This is a genomic window from Pseudomonas urmiensis (assembly GCF_014268815.2).
In the GTDB taxonomy this organism is placed as follows: Bacteria; Pseudomonadota; Gammaproteobacteria; order Pseudomonadales; family Pseudomonadaceae; genus Aquipseudomonas; species Aquipseudomonas urmiensis.
In genome coordinates this window covers 2,008,959-2,026,994 of record NZ_JABWRE020000001.1, presented here as the reverse complement: position 1 = coordinate 2,026,994, position 18,036 = coordinate 2,008,959, and the positions used below count along the sequence as shown (strand labels likewise).

Annotated in this window: 13 protein-coding genes; 10 read left to right on the top strand and 3 right to left on the bottom strand. The window is 62.7% G+C overall.

Annotated features, from left to right (window positions below; genetic code table 11):
• Positions 1–60: 60 nt before the first annotated feature.
• The 5 genes from HU737_RS08945 (at position 61) to HU737_RS08925 (ending at position 9,502) form a co-directional block, all read left to right on the top strand.
• Positions 61–3,321: a T6SS effector BTH_I2691 family protein gene (locus HU737_RS08945; RefSeq protein ID WP_217838526.1), complete on the top strand. Its 3,261-nt coding sequence runs from the start codon at positions 61–63 to the stop codon at positions 3,319–3,321.
• Positions 3,318–4,121, top strand: coding sequence for a DUF6708 domain-containing protein (locus tag HU737_RS26410; RefSeq protein WP_367616016.1), 804 nt, complete (start codon positions 3,318–3,320; stop codon positions 4,119–4,121). Before HU737_RS08945 ends, HU737_RS26410 begins: the two co-directional genes overlap by 4 nt.
• A 41-nt stretch (positions 4,122–4,162) precedes the next feature.
• Positions 4,163–4,981 (top strand): DUF6708 domain-containing protein, encoded by an 819-nt coding sequence (locus HU737_RS26165; protein WP_225915597.1) that lies wholly within the window; start codon positions 4,163–4,165, stop codon positions 4,979–4,981.
• 131 nt (positions 4,982–5,112) lie between these two features.
• Positions 5,113–7,113, top strand: a complete 2,001-nt coding sequence (locus HU737_RS08930; RefSeq protein WP_186553245.1) for a peptidase U32 family protein — start codon at positions 5,113–5,115, stop codon at positions 7,111–7,113.
• A gap of 268 nt (positions 7,114–7,381) precedes the next feature.
• Positions 7,382–9,502 (top strand): TonB-dependent siderophore receptor, encoded by a 2,121-nt coding sequence (locus HU737_RS08925; RefSeq protein ID WP_186553246.1) that lies wholly within the window; start codon positions 7,382–7,384, stop codon positions 9,500–9,502.
• 39 nt (positions 9,503–9,541) lie between these two features.
• On the opposite strand, the gene HU737_RS08920 is transcribed toward HU737_RS08925, so the two are convergent.
• On the bottom strand, positions 9,542–10,453 hold the full coding sequence (locus HU737_RS08920) for a polyprenyl synthetase family protein (RefSeq protein ID WP_186553247.1): 912 nt from the start codon (positions 10,451–10,453) through the stop codon (positions 9,542–9,544).
• Between the two features lie 183 nt (positions 10,454–10,636).
• Between HU737_RS08920 and fni the strand changes: the two genes are divergently transcribed.
• Genes fni through HU737_RS08895 form a run of 5 tightly spaced genes read left to right on the top strand, consistent with a single transcriptional unit; the run spans position 10,637 to position 16,587 of the window.
• Positions 10,637–11,683: a type 2 isopentenyl-diphosphate Delta-isomerase gene (gene fni / locus HU737_RS08915; RefSeq protein ID WP_186553248.1), complete on the top strand. Its 1,047-nt coding sequence runs from the start codon at positions 10,637–10,639 to the stop codon at positions 11,681–11,683.
• Positions 11,680–12,954, top strand: a complete 1,275-nt coding sequence (locus HU737_RS08910) for a glycosyltransferase (RefSeq protein WP_186553249.1) — start codon at positions 11,680–11,682, stop codon at positions 12,952–12,954. Before fni ends, HU737_RS08910 begins: the two co-directional genes overlap by 4 nt.
• Positions 12,951–14,117 carry a lycopene beta-cyclase CrtY gene (crtY, locus tag HU737_RS08905; RefSeq protein ID WP_186553250.1) on the top strand — a complete coding sequence of 389 codons (1,167 nt, stop codon included), beginning with the start codon at positions 12,951–12,953 and terminating at the stop codon, positions 14,115–14,117. The genes HU737_RS08910 and crtY overlap by 4 nt, the downstream gene beginning before the upstream one ends.
• Positions 14,114–15,604, top strand: a complete 1,491-nt coding sequence (locus tag HU737_RS08900) for a phytoene desaturase (protein ID WP_186553251.1) — start codon at positions 14,114–14,116, stop codon at positions 15,602–15,604. The genes crtY and HU737_RS08900 overlap by 4 nt, the downstream gene beginning before the upstream one ends.
• Positions 15,601–16,587, top strand: a complete 987-nt coding sequence (locus HU737_RS08895; protein WP_186553252.1) for a phytoene/squalene synthase family protein — start codon at positions 15,601–15,603, stop codon at positions 16,585–16,587. Before HU737_RS08900 ends, HU737_RS08895 begins: the two co-directional genes overlap by 4 nt.
• Here HU737_RS08895 and HU737_RS08890 read toward each other — a convergent pair.
• Positions 16,469–17,005: a sterol desaturase family protein gene (locus HU737_RS08890; RefSeq protein ID WP_186553253.1), complete on the bottom strand. Its 537-nt coding sequence runs from the start codon at positions 17,003–17,005 to the stop codon at positions 16,469–16,471. The genes HU737_RS08895 and HU737_RS08890 overlap by 119 nt on opposite strands.
• A 189-nt stretch (positions 17,006–17,194) precedes the next feature.
• Positions 17,195–18,031, bottom strand: a complete 837-nt coding sequence (locus HU737_RS08885; protein ID WP_186553254.1) for a CsgG/HfaB family protein — start codon at positions 18,029–18,031, stop codon at positions 17,195–17,197.
• Positions 18,032–18,036 lie beyond the last annotated feature (5 nt).

Below are 18,036 nucleotides of genomic sequence, written 5' to 3'. Positions count from 1 at the left end.
AACCCAGTCTGATGACAGCACGAGTGCTTGGAGCATTTCAGACGCTGACAAGGAATTCATATGAGCATTAGCCAGCACATCGCCCACGCCATCGCCGAGTCGGCGATGCCCCCCGACCAGTGCCTGGCCTGCGAACGCCAAGGCCTGCCGATCCTGCCCCTGCGCCGGGCACTAGTGCCCGACACCCGTCCCGCCTACAACGCGCCCGTGGTTGACGGCAAACCCGTGGAAACCCGCCTGGGCCTGCGAACCTTGCGCATGGGCTACCTGTATGTGCTGCTCGACCGCAAGGTCTGGCAGGCCTTCGAGGTCACCGAACACGCTCACTTGCGCCGCTTCAACCCGCTCGAACCCCCACCGGCTCCGCCACGGCCGCTGCCCAAACGGTGCGTGGGCAAAGACCACGACATCCCGTCTGCCTTCCTCACCCTCGACAGCAAGACCTACAGCAGCGCCTGGATTGCCTTCTCCAGCGATGCCTGGCCGCCGAGCGTGCTCAATGCCTACCGCGATGGCAAGGCCCCGCCCGAGCGCTTTCAGGTGCTGGACCTGGCCCAGGTGCGCAATGCCCCTGGCGAACTGGGCCTGGCGATGACCCCGGACGCCCTCAAAGTCGATCGCCAGGTCTTCGAATACGCCGAACAACTGCCCGGCGACTTCGACAGCGTGCATGGCTTTCACAGCCGCTTCCTGCGCCAGACTGCGCTGCGCGGCTATGTGCTCAACGCCATCGCCAAGCACCAGTTGGAGCACGGTGTGCTCGCCCTGGACCTCGATGACACGGTTGGCATGGTGCAGGAGTTCAACCATGCGCGGCTGAACTGGATCACCACCCGGCAGCGATGGCGTGAAGAGCCGCTGCGGGCTTATCAACTGCAAACCTCGCAACTGCTGTTGAGCATCCGCGCCATGCACCGGCAGTGGGCCGAGCAACAGACGCCAGCGTTCGACGCGCAGACCGGCGATGGCCCACCGCTGTTCGTCGACCCTGCGGTGGAGCGCCAGCGAATAGTTGATTACACGGCGCAGAACAGCGACGAGCGGCTCGAGCAGCGCTATCACGAACCGATGCGCGCCGCCTTCCAAGCCGAGTACGACCGCCAGGAGGCGCAGTACCAACATTACATTGACCTCAATGCCAGGTTCTACGCGTCGCTGTGCGCCAGCCCGACGTTCAAGCGCATCGAGCAATACGACTATGACGGCAATGATCGCGAGTCTGGCATTGCCTACTGCAAGACCATGGCGCTGTGCCTGGCTGGCGGCATCAGCGAAGCGCCAACCGCCACCCCCGAGGCGCAGCCGGCTGCGGGCAGCAGCGCAGCGCTCTGGCTGAAGTGGCTGCAAGACCCGCACAGCCCGCCCTATCGCGCCTTGCTCCTGCGTGATCAGTCGTTGCTGGCGGCCTTGCTGCCAAGCTTCTCCATCACCGATCCCACCGAGTGGAACGACAGCGACAAGCTCTATGCGGCGCTGAGCAAGGTCATTGCCAGCGAGGATGCCGGCTTGCGCCTGCGCACTTCGCTGCAACAAGCGATCAGCGACGCGCAAGGCGCACTCAACGCGGCCAGCCAACGCCTGCACCCGCTGGCAGGCCCCGGGGTTCAGCGTGCGGTGATGCGCCTGAACTGTGCCAGCCAGTGGCTGTACAACGGCGTACAGCTGGTCGAGTTGCAGGTGCAGATGAAGCTCAGCGAGTACTACGCCCTGCAAAGTGCCCACTTGCGGCAGATGCAGCGCACCGCCAATGCCGCGATGGCCCAGGCCCGCGAGCGCATGCACGTGAGCCTTGAGGAGCTGCAGCAGCAGTCGCAGTCCAGCCTGCGCAAGGTTCGGCCGATCATCCAGAACGGGCTGCTGAGCCTGGCGGTACTCGATCCGAAGCTGGCGCACAGCGTGATTGTCGTCAGCGTCTGGGTCCAAGGAACGGCAGAGCAAGTGCGCGACACGCTGGTCAATGGCACACGCGCCAGCCTTGAGGAATTGAACCGGGCAGCGCAGGTGACGATGCTCGATCTGTCCGTCGCCGTAGGCACCCTGGAGCCGAATGCGCGCCAGGCGCTGCAAGGCCTGCGGGTGACCTCGCGACAAGCGGCGCAGTTGCTTGGCACCAGTTTCACAGGGCTGCGCGGGGTCGCGGGAAGCTGGGAGTTGCTGCTGGCCATGGGCGGGCTGTACCTGCTCAGTGACAGCCTGGAAAAGAACATGCAAAAGGCCGAGGCCGAAATTGGCGATAAGTCCATGGAAGCCTGGCTGGCATTGCAGGGCTCCAGCTTGGCGATACTCGGAGGGAGCGTTGAAACGGTCGGGTTGATTGTCCGGCAGAGCGCTTTGCAGGTTCAGAAAAGCGCGGCGTTGGCGGCGGCCGGGGCGTCAGGTGCAAGCTCGGGGGTAGCGGTGGGCCATTCATTGGTTAGAGTGGGCGCGATGATAAGTGCGGTGACGGGCGTTTTGGATGCAGCTCAAACGAGTCTGGCAGTTAAACGCACTTTTGCTAAAGGGGACACCCGTGCATGGCTCTCGTATTCACTAGCAAGCGGAGCATCCGCTATCGGCGTGAGCCTTTCCATTTTTGCCATATTCCATCCAGTGCTTTATGGCCCATTGGGCATCGCCATCATTCTTTCGATTAGCGCGTACAATTTGACAAAATGGGCAGAGCAACTTGAATCAACACCCTTAGAGCGTTGGGCCAAACGATGTTATTTCGGTAAAGCCAACGAGACTCCCGTCATTCACTGGAATAGACCCGAGCATGCCGACATCGCTTTTGCTGAACTCAATGCGGCCACGCTAGGACTCCTCACTCACCTGGAGTTCAAAACCCTAAGAGCAGATCCAACAATAAGTTCGAAAATTGGAGGATTGGCAAGTTTAGCTACACAGCGGCATATCAAATTCAGAATCATTTTACCTGGCTTTGACGAGACTAGGTCCGCCTATCACTGGACGCTCACTGTGCATCGCCACGGAGACGGCCTCTCGCCCGACTACACGGGGGGAGAAACTATTATCAGTGGTAAACTTCATCCTTTACCGCACCCTACGACTGCCTTGAGACAGGCTTCGCTGCAAGCCTCCCAACTTCCAAAATTCCCTGATTACAAAAAAGACAGCATCGTGGTGAATAAAATGAGACACCAAGCCGGCACTGCAAAAAGCGGGTATTTCTATCATGAAGACCTCAGCGGCAGCATCGAACTTAACCCCGATCTCGGCAAGCACAACATCTTAGCTGCAACCCTGTCCGTGATCTATTGGCCCGACCGTGCAATTTCTGACGCATACGCAGAAATAGTTTTAGAGCAAAAAAACTCATGAACAGCCCAAAAAAATACCACCCTCGTCGCCCTCTAGGATGGAAGTACGACCTACCTAGACCCAATGAAACTCCAACTTTGCGCATTGATACAGATGCTTTAAAGCTCTCACCCAACCATGTCAACCTCGTCTATCTCGAGCTACCCAGATCAACATTGAGAATGAGAGGTATAGGGATTATTGGCGGTAGCTTCATGCTTCTCTACCTCACAGCCACATTGTTATTCATCGCTTATATTCTCCTTATGGACACATTCGAACCAGGCTTCGCTCTCATATTTATTGGAGGCGGCGCCATCCTTTACTGGCCAATTATCCCCACCATACGAATGGACATTCAACTCCCCCGCGACGAACCCATCCGCTTCAACCGGCTACGGCGCAAAGTCTATTTCTACCAATACCACTTTGACCGACTCCACCTATTCAGCCGCCAACGCTGGGGTGTACGCCCGGTTGTCTACGACTGGGATGACCTGGTCGCCGAAGCCTGCAGCGTATACGCACCGATGGGTAATGGCGGTCTAATCGAAAACGTCGTGATTTCGGTGATCAAGCCCGGCACCGAAGAGGTAATCGACCGCCTGTTCTTCACCCACGATATCGAGCAAGGAAAGCAGTACTGGGCACTGGCCCAGTTGTTCATGCAACAAGGCCCCCAGGCCCTGCCCGAGTTCGTCCACCCACCCCGAGACTGGAACGATGATTCGCAGTTAAGCCCTATTCGGTGCATTGCCCCTAAAGTTCATTGGCCAGAAGAGATAGACCTCGAATCACGCAGCGCGCCGTGCGCTGGGTGAATCACACATATAGTCCACACCATTCTTAGGAAGGACGTCGAGTGAAAAACCACGCACCAACCCTGTCGCGCCGTGCACCTGGCTGGAAATATGATTTAAGCAAACCTAACGACAAGCCAGAGCAGTGCTCCCGGTCAGGGAGTTTGAAAACACCCCCAAACCATATCTGCCACACCTACTTCGAACTACCAAGGTCAACATTAAGACACCGGGGCGTAGGTATTTTCGGAGGAGGAATTTCCGTAGCCGTTATCAGCATCATAGCGTTGACTTTAACCTATATGACAATAACAGCCTGGCGAGAGGTTGGCCTCACTCTCATTTTGGTTGGATTATTTTTCGTAATCACAACGTTTTGGGCTGTCATCCCCACCATACGCATGGATATTGAACTCCCCCGCGACGAACCTATCCGCTTCAACCGGCTACGCCGCAAAGTCTATTTCTACCAATACCACTTTGACCGATTCCACCTATTCAGCCGCCAACGCTGGGGTATCCGCCCAGTTGTCTACGACTGGGATGACCTGATCGCCGAAGCCTGCAGCGTATACGCACCGATGGGCAATGGCGGTCTAATCGAAAACGTCGTGATTTCGGTGATCAAGCCCGGCACTGAAGAGGTAATCGACCGCCTGTTCTTCACCCACGATATCGAGCTAGGAAAGCAGTACTGGGCACTTGCTCAGTTGTTCATGCAACAAGGCCCCCAGGCCATGCCCGAGTTCGCCCACCCACCCCGAGACTGGAACGATGATTCACAATTAAGCCCGATTCACTGCATCGCCCCAAAGGTTCAATGGCCGACAGCGATCGATATTGAGTCGCGCACAGCGCCAGCCGCTGAACACAGCCGGTAGCCATTGCAGCGACAGACCTTTCCCACAACAGGGCCGGTCACAGTGCCCCACCGGGCAGCCCAAGGGTGCCGCCAAGCCATTTCACCGCTACAATGCGCGCCTAAACCGTGACAGCCCGAAAATATAACGACATGTCCCTGCCAAAGAATCACCTGGAACTGCTCAGCCCTGCCCGCGACGTGGCAATTGCCCGCGAGGCCATCCTGCACGGCGCTGATGCCATCTACATCGGCGGCCCTAGCTTCGGCGCGCGCCACAATGCCTGCAACGAAGTCGGCGAGATCGCCGAGCTGGTGGAGTTCGCCCGGCGTTACCATGCGCGGGTGTTCACTACCATCAACACCATCCTTCACGACAACGAACTGGAACCTGCGCGCAAGCTGATCCATCAGCTGTACGACGCCGGGGTCGATGCGTTGATCGTCCAGGATCTGGGGGTGATGGAGCTGGATATCCCGCCGATCGAGCTGCACGCCAGCACCCAGACCGACATCCGCACCCTGGCGCGGGCCAAGTTTCTCGACCAGGCCGGTTTCTCCCAGCTGGTTCTGGCCCGTGAGCTGAACCTGCAAGAAATCCGCACCATCGCCAGCGAAACCGATGCAGCCATTGAGTTCTTCATCCATGGCGCCCTGTGCGTGGCCTTCTCCGGCCAGTGCAACATCTCCCACGCCCAGACCGGGCGCAGCGCCAACCGTGGCGATTGCTCGCAAGCCTGCCGCCTGCCCTACACCCTCAAGGATGATCAGGGCCGGGTAGTGGCGTTCGAGAAGCACCTGCTGTCGATGAAGGACAACAACCAGACCGCCAACCTGCGCGACCTGGTCGACGCGGGCGTGCGCTCGTTCAAGATCGAGGGCCGCTACAAGGACATGGCCTACGTCAAGAACATCACCGCTCACTACCGCAAGGAGCTCGATGCGATCCTGGAAGACCGCCCGGCCCTGGCCCGCGCCTCCAGCGGCCGCACCGAGCACTTCTTCCTGCCCGATCCGGACAAGACCTTCCACCGCGGCAGCACCGACTATTTCGTCAGCGAACGCAAAATCGATATCGGTGCCTTCGACTCGCCTACCTTCACCGGCCTGCACGTGGGCGTGGTGGAAAAGGTCGGCAAGCGCGACCTGCAAGTGGTCACTGAAGTGCCGCTGAGCAATGGCGATGGCCTCAATGTGCTGGTCAAGCGCGAAGTGGTGGGCTTCCGGGCCAACATCGCCGAGCCCAAGGGCGAGTTCGAGGAAGATGGCCAGAAGCGTTACCGCTACCGCGTCGAGCCCAACGAGATGCCTGACGGCATGCACCGCCTGCGCCCGAATCACCCGCTGTCGCGCAACCTCGATCACAACTGGCAACTGGCGCTGCAGCGCACCTCCGCTGAGCGCCGCGTGGGCGTGGCGTGGAAAGCACAGCTGCGCCAAGCGCGCCTGGAGCTGAACGCGACCAGTGAGGAAGGCGTCAGCGTCAGCGTTGCCCTGGATGGCCCGTTTGGCGAGGCCAACAAGCCGCAGCAGGCACTAGAGCAATTGCATGACCTGCTCGGCCAGCTGGGTACCACCCAGTACCACGCCACTGCCATCGAGCTGGATGCGCCGCAGGCGTTCTTCATCCCCAACTCGCAGCTCAAGGCCCTGCGCCGCGAGGCGATCGAGGCGCTAACCGCAGCACGGGTCAAGGCTCACCCTCGTGGCGGGCGTAAAGCCGAGACCACTCCGCCGCCGGTGTATCCGGAGTCGCACTTGTCGTTCTTGGCCAACGTCTACAACCAGAAGGCCCGCGACTTCTACCATCGCCATGGCGTGCAATTGATCGACGCGGCGTACGAGGCCCACGAGGAACACGGCGAAGTTCCGGTGATGATCACCAAGCACTGCCTGCGCTTCTCCTTCAACTTGTGCCCCAAGCAGGCCAAGGGCGTGACTGGCGTGCGTACCAAGGTGGCACCGATGCAGCTGATTCAGGGCGATGAAGTGCTGACCCTGAAGTTCGACTGCAAGCCCTGCGAGATGCATGTGGTAGGCAAGATGAAGTCGCACATCATCGATCTGCCGACCCCAGGCAGTGGTGTGGCGCAGGTGGTTGGGCATATCAGCCCGGAAGACCTGCTCAAGACCATCGTGCGCGCGCCGCACTGATTGCTGCGCTGTCAGCGCGGACCTCATCGCGAGGCGAGCCCCCGCACCACCAAGCACAACCCAAGCCTGCACAAGCAGCCGCACAGGCCCCTGGACACATCGTCCAGGGGCCTGTGCGGCTGCATTGAGCCCATTTTGTCTCATTTGATATTTGCTATGTGACCGGACGCGGAATTTTGGTACGACGGTACACCAAATACCACTGTAAATGATAATTGCTACCAGATATGATCCGAGCCTTCTCCCACCCCCAAGGATCGTATCGTCCATGCGTCGTGCGTTCGTTTCACTCTGCCTTCTCAACGCAGTCTCCCCAGCGGTCCTGGCAGAATCGTCAGCCGCCCAGCCGGTTGAGCTGCAAGCGGTCAATATCGATGCGGCCAGCGAGCGCGAACGTGCCGATGGACCAGTGGTTGGCTACCGGGCCACGCGCTCGGCGAGTGCGACGCGCACCGACACCGCGCTGCATGAGACGCCGCAGTCGATCAGCGTGGTGCCCCGCGATGTCCTTGAAGACACCGCAGCCACCCGCTTGCAGGATGCCCTGGATTACGCCGGCGGCGTCGGCCGGGCGAACAATTTCGGCGGCCAGGGCCTGACCACCGTGACCGTGCGCGGTTTCACCACCGGTGAGTACTACCGCAACGGCTTCCCGATCAACCGTGGCTACCCGAACGCGCCCGATGCCAATACCGTCGAACGGCTGGAGGTGATCCGTGGTCCGGCCACCAGCCTGTACGGCCGTGGCGACCCTGGCGGCACCTTCAACGTGGTCAGCAAGCAACCATTGGCCGAACCCAGGGTGACCCTGGGCAGCCAGGTCGATGACCATGGCATGCAGCGCGCCACCCTCGATGCCAGCGGGCCACTGAGCGAGGACGGCCGCCTGGCCTACCGGCTCAACATGCTTGGCGAGGGCGGTGAAAGTTTTCGTGATGATGTCGACAGCGAGCGCTATGACGTCGCACCGGTGCTGAGCTGGCAGGTCAGCGATAGCACCAAGATCGTCTTCGAGGGCGATTTCATGCGCAACAACCACCCGCTCGACCGCGGGCTGACCCGCTATCCGACCCAGCGCGGCAGCGCCTCGCGTGATACCAACATCTGGGAGACAGGCAGCGACAACCTGCTGCACAACGACAACAACATGGCCCAGCTGCGCTTCGAGCATCTGCTCAACGACAACTGGACCCTGGCCGGCGGCATGCAGTGGCTGGACGGCACCCTCGAAGGCAATGCCGTCGAAGCCAATGCCTTGCAGGCCGACGGGCGCACCCTGGGGCGCAACTTCAACTACCGCAAACTGCAATGGAGTGACCGCGACTACCAGCTCAACCTCACCGGCCATTTCGACACCGCAGGTTTTGCCCACACCCTGCTGACTGGCATCGAGTACGAGGATTACCACTACCAGTCGATCATCCAACGCTCGGCCGCAGGTGCCGGTGCCTACCCGATCGACCTGTTCGACCCGGTATTGGGCCAGCCCCGCCCGGCACTGAGCCGCACCACCACCCATGATCAGGAACACCTCAAGACCTGGGCGGCGTTCATCCAGGACCAAGTAGCGCTAACCGAGCGCCTGAAGCTGTTGGCCGGGGTGCGTCTGGAGCGTTTCGAGCACGACTACGACAACTACCTGCCCAACACCCAGGGCTGGCAAGCGGCAGACAACGCAGTGACGCCGCGTTTTGGCGTGATCTATGACCTGACCGACAGCCTTGCCGTGTACGCCAACACCGCACGCTCGTTCAAGCCCAACAGCGGTGCCAGCCGCCAGGGTAATGGTTTCGACCCGGAGAAAGGCAAGTCGTATGAGTTGGGCGTCAAGTGGCAGGCCCTGGACCAACAACTGAGCATCGATGCGGCGGTGTACCACATCGTCAAACAGAACGTGCTGGCCAACGACCCGCAGGACGATGCCTACAAGATTGCCGCAGGCGAAGTGCGCAGCCGTGGCCTGGACATCAATGTCGCCGGCAACCTCACCCCTGAGTGGCGGGTGATTGGCGGTTATGCCTATGTCGATGCCGAGGTCACCAAGGACACCAGCCTGTCCACCGGCACCCGCCTGGCCAACATTCCGCGCAACAGCTTCAGCCTGCTCAATACCTATGAGTTCCAGGATGGTCTGGCCAAAGGCCTGGGCTTGGGCGTGGGGGTCAAATACGTCGATGATCGCGCCGGCCAGACCCAGGCGCAGACTTACACCATGGAGCAGTACAGCGTGGTCGACCTGTTGAGCTTCTACCAGCTCAATGAGCATGTGCGGCTGAACCTGGATGTGAAGAACCTGTTCAACAAGGGCTATGACGAAGGCGCGTTCAACACCTACGTCTACCCGGGTGCGCCGCGCACGGTGCAGGCGGGGATTGCCTATACCTTTTGAAAGTGGGGCCGCAAAGCGGCCCTTCGCGGGAGCAGGCCCTCAAGTTCGCCCTGTTTCAACACAACCAAACACCCGCCGCACCAGGCTGGCCAGGGCCTGCTCGCCCATGAACGCCTGGTCAAGGCACTGCTCGGCACAGCGCAAATGCGCCAACAAACGTTCGCGGGTCGCGGTCTCGCCGCACACGGCGACCAGGGTCGATTTACCCGCATCCTTGCCCTGATCCTTGCCTGTGCCAGGGTCGTGATCGCGCAGGTCGTCATACAGCTGAAACGCCTGCCCCAGCTCACCAGCAAAATGCAGCAAGGCCTCACGCACCGCTTGCGGTGAGTCAGCGATCTCACACGCCATCTGCATGATCGCCGCAAACAGCACCCCGGTCTTCAGCCGGTTGGTCTCGGCGATCTGCTGCGCGCTACGTGGCTGGCTGCCTTCGCGCAGGTCCTGCAACTGGCCTTTGACCAAGCCTTGCGCACCAATCGCTTCGGCGAGGATCGACACCAGGCGAGTACGCGTCGCCGCCGGCAGGGTTTCGATCCCTGCGACCAGGCCGAACGCGCGCGAGAGCAAGGCGATGGCGGCAAGGATCGCCACGTCTTCGCCAAAAGCCAGGTGCAGCGTAGGCCGACCTCGTCTGAGCGCCGCGTCGTCCATGCACGGCAGGTCATCCAGTACCAACGATGCGGCATGCACCATTTCCACCGCACAGCCCAGTTCCAACGCCGCGTGTGGGCATGCCCCCAGGCCCTCGGCGCTGAGCAGGAGCATCAGCGGTCGCAAGCGCTTGCCCGGGGCCAAGGTGCTTTCGCGCATGGCGGCAGCCAGCAGGTCACGTTCCTGGCCTGCCGGCAGCAGCTCATCCAGCCGGGCCTGCAGCGCACGCTGCAAGGCGGCGATATGCTCAGTGAGGCCGGTATCGGCGGCCGGGAGCGGTGGTGCGATGGTCGTCATCCTTGCCTCTTCTGCTCAGCGCGGCACCAGGGCCGCAGGTGAAATGGAACGACTGCCAGCAGTCGTGGCCTGACGCTATAGCGTTTTTTGAGCTTAGCTGTACAAAGCGACTAACGTTGTACAACTTAACGTTAAGCAATGACCCCGCTTGCCCTTCAATGATTCCCAGGCACCGGAGCCGGCATGAAGAAAAGCTTCCTCAGTCAACGCAAGGACGACCACCTGGACATCGTGCTGGCGCCTGACCCAGCGCAGTTACGCCAGGATCCAGGCTTCTCGGCGATCCGCTTCGAGCACTGCGCCCTGCCTGAACTGGCCCTGGACGAAATCGACCTGAGCAGCTCGCTGCTGGGCATCGCCCTGCGCGCGCCATTGCTGATCAGCTCGATGACCGGCGGTGCCGAGCGCGCCCGCTTCATCAATCAGCATCTGGCCGAGGCCGCGCAAGCACTGGGCATCGCCATGGGCGTCGGCTCGCAAAGGGTCAGTTTGCGTACCGGGCATGACCAAGGGCTGACCGGCGAGCTGCGCCGCTTGGCGCCGGATATCCCGTTGCTGGCCAACCTGGGCGCCGCCCAGTTGAGTGAGGCAGATGGCCTGGACCTGGCGCGCCGGGCCGTCGACAGCCTGCAAGCGGACGCGCTGATCATCCACCTCAATCCGTTACAGGAGGCGGTGCAGCCAGAGGGTGATCGCGACTGGCGCGGGGTGCTGGCACGGATCGCGGCGCTGACTGGCGAGTTGCCGGTGCCGGTGATCGTCAAGGAGGTCGGCGCCGGAATCTCGCCGACGGTGGCCCGCGCGCTGGTCGAAGCCGGCGTGCGCATGATCGATGTGGCCGGCGCCGGCGGCACCAGTTGGGCTGCGGTCGAGGCGCGCCGGGCGCAAACCGACGCCGATCGCGCCGTGGCGATGGCCTTCGCCGATTGGGGCATTCCCACGGCGCAGTGCCTGTTGGCTGTACGCCGAGCCTTGCCAAATGTGCCGCTGATCGCCTCTGGGGGCATTCGTGATGGCATCGATGCGGCCAAGGCGATACGCCTGGGCGCCGACCTGGTCGGTCAGGCCGCCGGGGTGTTGATGGCTGCCACCCAGTCCAGCGACGCGGTGGTGGAGCATTTCGATATTGTCCTGCGCCAGTTGCGCATTGCCTGTTTCTGTACCGGATCGCGCAATCTGCTCGAGCTGCGTCGGGCGCGGCTGCTGGGCAACCAGCTGGACCTGCCATGAGCCATTTCGCGGTGGTAGCGCCGCCCTACCCTAGCCATTTCAAAGCGCTGCAAGCGCTGGCCGGGACGTTGCTGCAGCGCGGCCACCAGGTGACGTTTTTTCATCAGTGCGACAGCCAGCGCTGGCTCGACGATGCGCGCATCGCCTTTTGCCCGGTAGGCCTGGACCAGCGGCCTGCCGGTAGCCTCGATCAGGCGCTCCAGCTGGCCGCCAACCCCAGCAACCCCTGGCGTCTTCGCCGGCTGATCCGCCAGTTGGCAGAAACCAGCGCCCTGCTCTGCGCGCAGCTACCGGCGGCGCTGCAGCAGCAGCGCATTGACGCGGTGCTCAGTGACCAGATGGAGCCGGCCGGCGCCTTGGTCGCCGAGGCGCTGCACTTGCCCATGGTATCGATTGCCTGCGCCTTGCCCATCAATCGTGAAGAGGGGGTGCCATTGCCGGTCATGCCGTTCAAGTACGCCCACGACCCACGCAGCCAACGGCTGTATCAGGGCAGCACCGATGTGCATGACTGGCTGATGCGGCCATTGACCCAAGTGCTGGAAACTGCTGCACAGCGCCTCGGCCTGCCCCCGCGCGGGGGCCTGCAAGATTACCTCTCGCCCTTGGCGCAGATCAGCCAGACCCTGGCAGGCTTCGACTTTCCGCGCCAAGCCTTGCCCGGGCATTTTCATGCCGTCGGCCCATTGCGCAACAGCGAACCACAGGCGCCTGGCGCTTGGCCGCTCGATCCGCGCAAACCCGTGGTGTTTGCCAGCTTGGGCACCTTGCAAGGCCACCGCTTCGGCCTGTTCGCGCGCATTGCCCGAGCCTGTCGCCTACTCGATGTGCAACTGCTGATCGCCCATTGTGGCGGGCTCGATGTACCGCAACAGGCGCGCCTGCTGCAAATGGGCGCGGCGGTGGTCACTGATTTTGCCCCACAGCAGTGGGCGGTGCGCCGCGCCGACGTGGTGATCAGTCATGGCGGGCTGAACACCGTGATGGATGCGCTGGGCGCGGGGACGCCGCTGCTGGTATTACCGATTGCCTTCGATCAACCTGGGGTGGCGGCGCGCGTGGTGTATCACCACTTGGGCCTGGCGCTGTCACGGCGGGCCGGGGTCAGCGCGATTGCCGCAGCCTTGGCGCATCTGCTGGAGCAGCCGATGCTCGGCCTGGCGCCGCTGCAAGCCGAGCTGGCCCAGGCCGGCGGCGTTGGCTTGGCTGCCGATATCATCGAGACGGCCGTGCGTACCGGGCAGCCTGTGCTGGCGCAGGCACTTTTATGAGCCATGACCTGATCCTGGCTGGCGGCGGCCTGGCCAATGGCCTGATTGCCTGGCGCCTGCGTCAGATGCGACCCGAGCTGGATGTCGTGTGTCTGGAACAGCAAGACAGCCTTGGCGGCAACCATACCTGGTCGTTTCACCAGCACGACCTCGACCACCAGCAACAGCAGTGGTTGCAGCCGCTCGTGGTCAAGCGCTGGCCGGCCTATCACGTGCACTTTCCACAGCTGTCCCGCAGGCTGCAAAGCGGCTATGCGAGCATCACCAGCGAACGCTTTGCCCAGATCATCACGCCAGTGCTCGGGCCGGCCCTGCGTACCGGCTGCCAGATCCAGGCGCTGGGGCCCAGCCATGTGCGCCTGGACACTGGCGAGCAGTTGCAGGCGCGGATTGTCATCGACGGTCGCGGCGCGCAGCCCAGCAGCCAACGAATCCTGGCCCGGCAGGCGTTTCTCGGCCAGGTGCTGCGCCTACGCCAGCCACATGGCCTGCTGGCACCGATAGTGATGGATGCGCGCGTGGCCCAGGGCGCCGGCTATCGATTCGTCTATGTCCTGCCGTTCACTGCCGACACCCTGTTGGTTGAAGACACTCACTACGTCGAGCGTGACCCGCCCGCGCCCGAGCTGCTACGGGCCAACATTGCCGATTACCTGCAGGCACACGGCTGGGCAGTAGCGCAAGTGCTGCGTGAAGAACAGGGCGTGTTGCCGATTACCCTGGCCGGCGACTTCCCCCGCTGGTGGGCCGAACAAGGCGATCAACCGCTGTCGGGCCTGCGTGCCGGGTTGTTTCATTGCACCACCGGTTATTCGCTGCCCGAAGCGGTGCGCCTGGCCGACTGGTTAGCGACCCAACCGCTCGATGATGCCGCCCAGCTGTCGCACAACCTCAAGCACTACCTGAGTGATCGCTGGCATGACCAAGGCTTCTACCGCCTGCTCAATCGCATGCTGTTCCTGGCCGGTCGGCCAGAACGGCGCTGGCAGGTGCTGCAGCGTTTCTATCAGCTTCCAGAGGCGCTGATCGCCCGTTTCTATGCTGGACAAAGCACCTGGCGCGACCGCCTGCGGCTGCTCTCGGGCAAGCCGCCGGTGCCTGTCGGGCAAGCCCTGCGCGCGGCACTGCGCCACTCCCCCCGGCACTACGAGGAGCCACAATGAGCCAAGCGAAAACAGCACTGGTTATCGGCGCAGGCCTGGGCGGCCTGGCCCTGGCCATTCGCCTGCAAGCCGCCGGGGTTAATACGACGCTGCTGGAAAAGCGTGACCAACCCGGTGGCCGCGCCTACGTCTACCGCGACCAGGGTTTCACTTTCGATGCCGGGCCCACGGTGATCACCGACCCCACGGCGATCCAGGCGCTGTTCACCCTGGCCGGCAAGCCGATGGCCGATTATGTCGAGCTACTGCCAGTCAGCCCGTTCTATCGGCTGTGCTGGGAGGATGGCACCTACTTTGACTATGGCAACGACCAGGATGAACTGGAGCGCCAGATCCATGCCTTGGATGCCGCTGACGTGGCTGGCTACCGGCGCTTTCTGGCCTACTCCAAGGCGGTGCTCGATGAGGGCTATGTCAAGCTCGGGGCGGTGCCGTTCCTGTCATTTCGCGACATGCTTCAGGCCGGCCCACAGCTGGCGCGGTTGCAGGCTTGGCGCAGCGTCTATGCCATGGTGGCACGCTTCGTGGGTAACGACAGGCTGCGTCAAGCCTTGTCATTCCATGCCCTGCTGGTGGGCGGCAACCCGTTCGCTACCTCTTCGATCTACAGCCTGATCCATGCCCTGGAGCGGCAGTGGGGGGTATGGTTTGCACGCGGTGGCACCGGCGCCCTGGTGCAGGGGCTGGTGAAACTGTTCCAAGACCTGGGCGGAACCTTGGAGTTGAATGCCGACGTCGCCGCTTTCGACGTCCAGGCTGGCCGCCTGAGCGGTGCCCGCAGCCACGATGGCCGGTACTGGCAGGCTGATGCCGTGGCCTCCAATGCCGATGTGGTGCACACCTACGCCGAACTGCTCGGCGCGCATCCGCGTGGTCAGCAGGAGGGCCGACGGCTCAAGGGCAAACGCTTTAGCAACTCGCTGTTTGTCGTGCACTTTGGCCTGAACTGTCCGCAGCCACAACTGCGCCATCACACCGTGTGCTTCGGGCCGCGCTATCAGGCGCTGATCGATGAAATTTTCAGCGGGCCGGGGCTGGCCGAGGACTTTTCGCTCTACCTGCATAGCCCCTGCGCCACCGACCCCAGCCTGGCGCCGCCGGGTTGCTCCAGTCACTATGTGCTGGCACCGGTGCCACACCTGGACAACGCGCCGGTCGACTGGGAGCGGGAGGGCCCGCGCTACCGTGATCGGATCCTGGCCTATCTGCAGCGCTACTACATGCCGGGGCTGCGCGAGTCACTGGTGACCTGCCGCACCTTCAGCCCGCTGGATTTTCGTGACCAGCTCAATGCGCACGTGGGCTCGGCGTTTTCCCTGGAGCCGATCCTCACCCAGAGTGCCTGGTTCCGCCCGCATAATCGCGATGCGCAGTTGAGCAACTTGTATCTGGTGGGTGCCGGCACCCACCCTGGCGCGGGCGTGCCTGGGGTGATTGCCTCGGCCAAGGCCACCGCTGGGCTGATGCTGGAGGATCTGCACCGATGAGCCACGACCCCTTACTCGCCCACGCCGAACGCAGTATCGCCGTCGGCTCAAAGAGTTTCGCCGCCGCCGCGCGCTTGTTCGACGCCAACACCCGCCGCAGTGCGATGCTGCTATACGCCTGGTGTCGGCACTGCGACGATGTCATCGACGGCCAACAGGCCGGCCACGAGGCCAGCGTGCAAGCTCCAGCGCTGGCCCTGCAATGCCTGCTGGAGCTGCAAGTGCAGACCGACGCCGCCTGTCGCGGTGCCCCGATCGAGCAGCCGGCATTCGCCGCCTTGCGTGAAGTTGCCAGGCAACATGGCATCCCGCGCCAGGAGGCATTCGACCTGCTGGCCGGCTTCGCCCAGGACGTTGCCGGCGAGCATTACCGCAGCCTGGACGAGACATTGGGCTACTGCTACCACGTAGCCGGGGTGGTGGGCCTGATGATGGCGCGGGTGATGGGCGTGCGTGACCCGGCAGTGCTAGACCGCGCCTGCGACCTGGGCCTGGCCATGCAGTTGACCAACATCGCCCGCGACATTGTCGCCGATGCCCAGGTCGGGCGCTGCTACCTGCCTGAGCAATGGCTGGAGGAGCTCGCCATCCCCCGTGACAGGCTGACCGATAAGCGCTATCGCCGCAGGTTGGCGCAACTGGCGCAACGCCTGGTCGATCACGCCGAGCCTTACTACCTCAGTGCCCAAGCCGGGTTACCGGCGCTGCCCTGGCGCTCGGCGTGGGCGGTGGCGACGGCGGCGCTGGTGTATCGGCAGATCGGGCTAAAGGTGCGCAAGGCAGGCGCCGATGCCTGGGATGGCCGGCTGTCGACTTCGAAATGGGAGAAACTGTGCGCTGTCGCTGGCGGCCTGTGGCGCGCCCTCAGTTGCCGCCTGCGTCGTTACCCAGTACGCGACCCTGGGCTGTGGGCGCGGCCTCACTCGACGCCCGCAGCGGCCCGCCATGACGCGCCCGCAACTGTGCCCGCAGACGGTCGATAGGCGGCGCGTAGAGAAAACCAAACGATACGCAGCCTTGCCTGCCCTGCACCGCATGGTGCATCAGGTGCGCCTGGTACAAGCGCTTGAGGTAGCCCCGGCGTGGCACCAGGCGCAGCGGCCAGCGGTGATGCACCAGGCCATCGTGGGCGATGAAGTACAAGGCGCCATAGGCCGTCATGCCAGCGCCGATCCATTGCAGCGGATACCAGCCGAGGTTGCCCAGGGCGATCAGCACGATGGCCAGGCTGGCGAACACCAGCGCGTACAGATCGTTCTTTTCGAACCAGCCTTGGCGTGGCTCATGGTGCGAGCGATGCCAGGCCCAACCGAAGCCATGCATGATGTACTTGTGGGCGAGGTAGGCCACCGCTTCCATGGCGGTGAGGGTCAGCAGGAAGATCAGCAGGCTGGTGAACATGGCGGGTACTTCCATAAAAGTCGTTTGCACAGTCTGGCTGCTTTCTATGGAGTCTGCAGGTGATGTCTTGTTCCTTTGCTGTATCAGTTCGGGCCTCATCGCGGGGCAAGCCCGCTCCCACGTGAGCAAAGCCGAACACCGACTGGCGTGGGAGCGGGCTTGCCCCGCGATGAGGCCGGCAAGGCCACCTCACTGTTGCTGGTACTGGCTCAGGTACTTGTCCACCGTCGCTTTGTCACCACTGCCTTCGACCTGCCACAGGCGCCGCTCGATACCCTGGGCCAGCAAATGCCCCACCGCCGCCTCGATCGCCGAGAGCACACACAGTTGGGCCGGCTCGTTGGTGGTGTAACCGACCTCGGCTTCGAGCAGCTTCTTGAACTCGATGAACTTGAACACCCCGGCGCTGCGGCCGACCGAGTAGATGGTCTTGCTGGTCATGACGTTGGCCAGTACCTGGCCGGTGCGCACGTCGACCGCGCGCAGGTTGACCGTGACCTGGTCGACCCGGTACTCACGGGAGATGTCGATGCCCAGGTAACGCGCCCCCTCGCCGCCGCTGCGCACGTTGGTGTCGTAGGCGATGATGCCGCCTTCGAGCATCAGGTTGGCGGCCTGCAGCGGTGGCAGTTCGCTCTGGATGTTGGGCGCAACGTCTGGCTTTTTCTGCGAGGCGCGGATGATCTTGCGCTCGGTCAACAGGTTTTGCAGGCCTTCGCGCTCCAGCACCACGAACCAGCCACTGGCGCTCAGGGCGTCCATCAGCATGCTGGCCGCGCCCTGGGTGACGCTGGTGGAGAAAGAGCTGGCCGGGGTCGGTTTGTATTGCCCGGTCTGGTCGCGAAAGCCATAGACCACCGCCATCAGCCGGCCCTTGGGCCGGGGCATGTTGATCAGGTCGTAGTAGGTCGAGGCGCGCGGGGTCAGGGTGGGCGAATCGGTGTCCTGTTCGGCGGGCATCGGTTCGCGCAGGCCGCAGCCTTGCAAGGTGGCGAGGATCAGCAGTGTGCTCAGCAGACGTTTCATGGTCG

Coding starts and splice junctions, on each gene's coding strand:
- HU737_RS08900 (WP_186553251.1), top strand. CDS start 14,114: ATGAGCCAAGCGAAAACAGCACTGGTTATCGGCGCAGGCCTGGGCGGC.
- HU737_RS08910 (WP_186553249.1), top strand. CDS start 11,680: ATGAGCCATTTCGCGGTGGTAGCGCCGCCCTACCCTAGCCATTTCAAA.
- HU737_RS08890 (WP_186553253.1), bottom strand. CDS start 17,005: ATGTTCACCAGCCTGCTGATCTTCCTGCTGACCCTCACCGCCATGGAA.
- HU737_RS08925 (WP_186553246.1), top strand. CDS start 7,382: ATGCGTCGTGCGTTCGTTTCACTCTGCCTTCTCAACGCAGTCTCCCCA.
- HU737_RS08895 (WP_186553252.1), top strand. CDS start 15,601: ATGAGCCACGACCCCTTACTCGCCCACGCCGAACGCAGTATCGCCGTC.
- crtY (WP_186553250.1), top strand. CDS start 12,951: ATGAGCCATGACCTGATCCTGGCTGGCGGCGGCCTGGCCAATGGCCTG.
- HU737_RS08920 (WP_186553247.1), bottom strand. CDS start 10,453: ATGACGACCATCGCACCACCGCTCCCGGCCGCCGATACCGGCCTCACT.
- fni (WP_186553248.1), top strand. CDS start 10,637: ATGAAGAAAAGCTTCCTCAGTCAACGCAAGGACGACCACCTGGACATC.
- HU737_RS08945 (WP_217838526.1), top strand. CDS start 61: ATGAGCATTAGCCAGCACATCGCCCACGCCATCGCCGAGTCGGCGATG.
- HU737_RS26410 (WP_367616016.1), top strand. CDS start 3,318: ATGAACAGCCCAAAAAAATACCACCCTCGTCGCCCTCTAGGATGGAAG.
- HU737_RS08930 (WP_186553245.1), top strand. CDS start 5,113: ATGTCCCTGCCAAAGAATCACCTGGAACTGCTCAGCCCTGCCCGCGAC.
- HU737_RS08885 (WP_186553254.1), bottom strand. CDS start 18,031: ATGAAACGTCTGCTGAGCACACTGCTGATCCTCGCCACCTTGCAAGGC.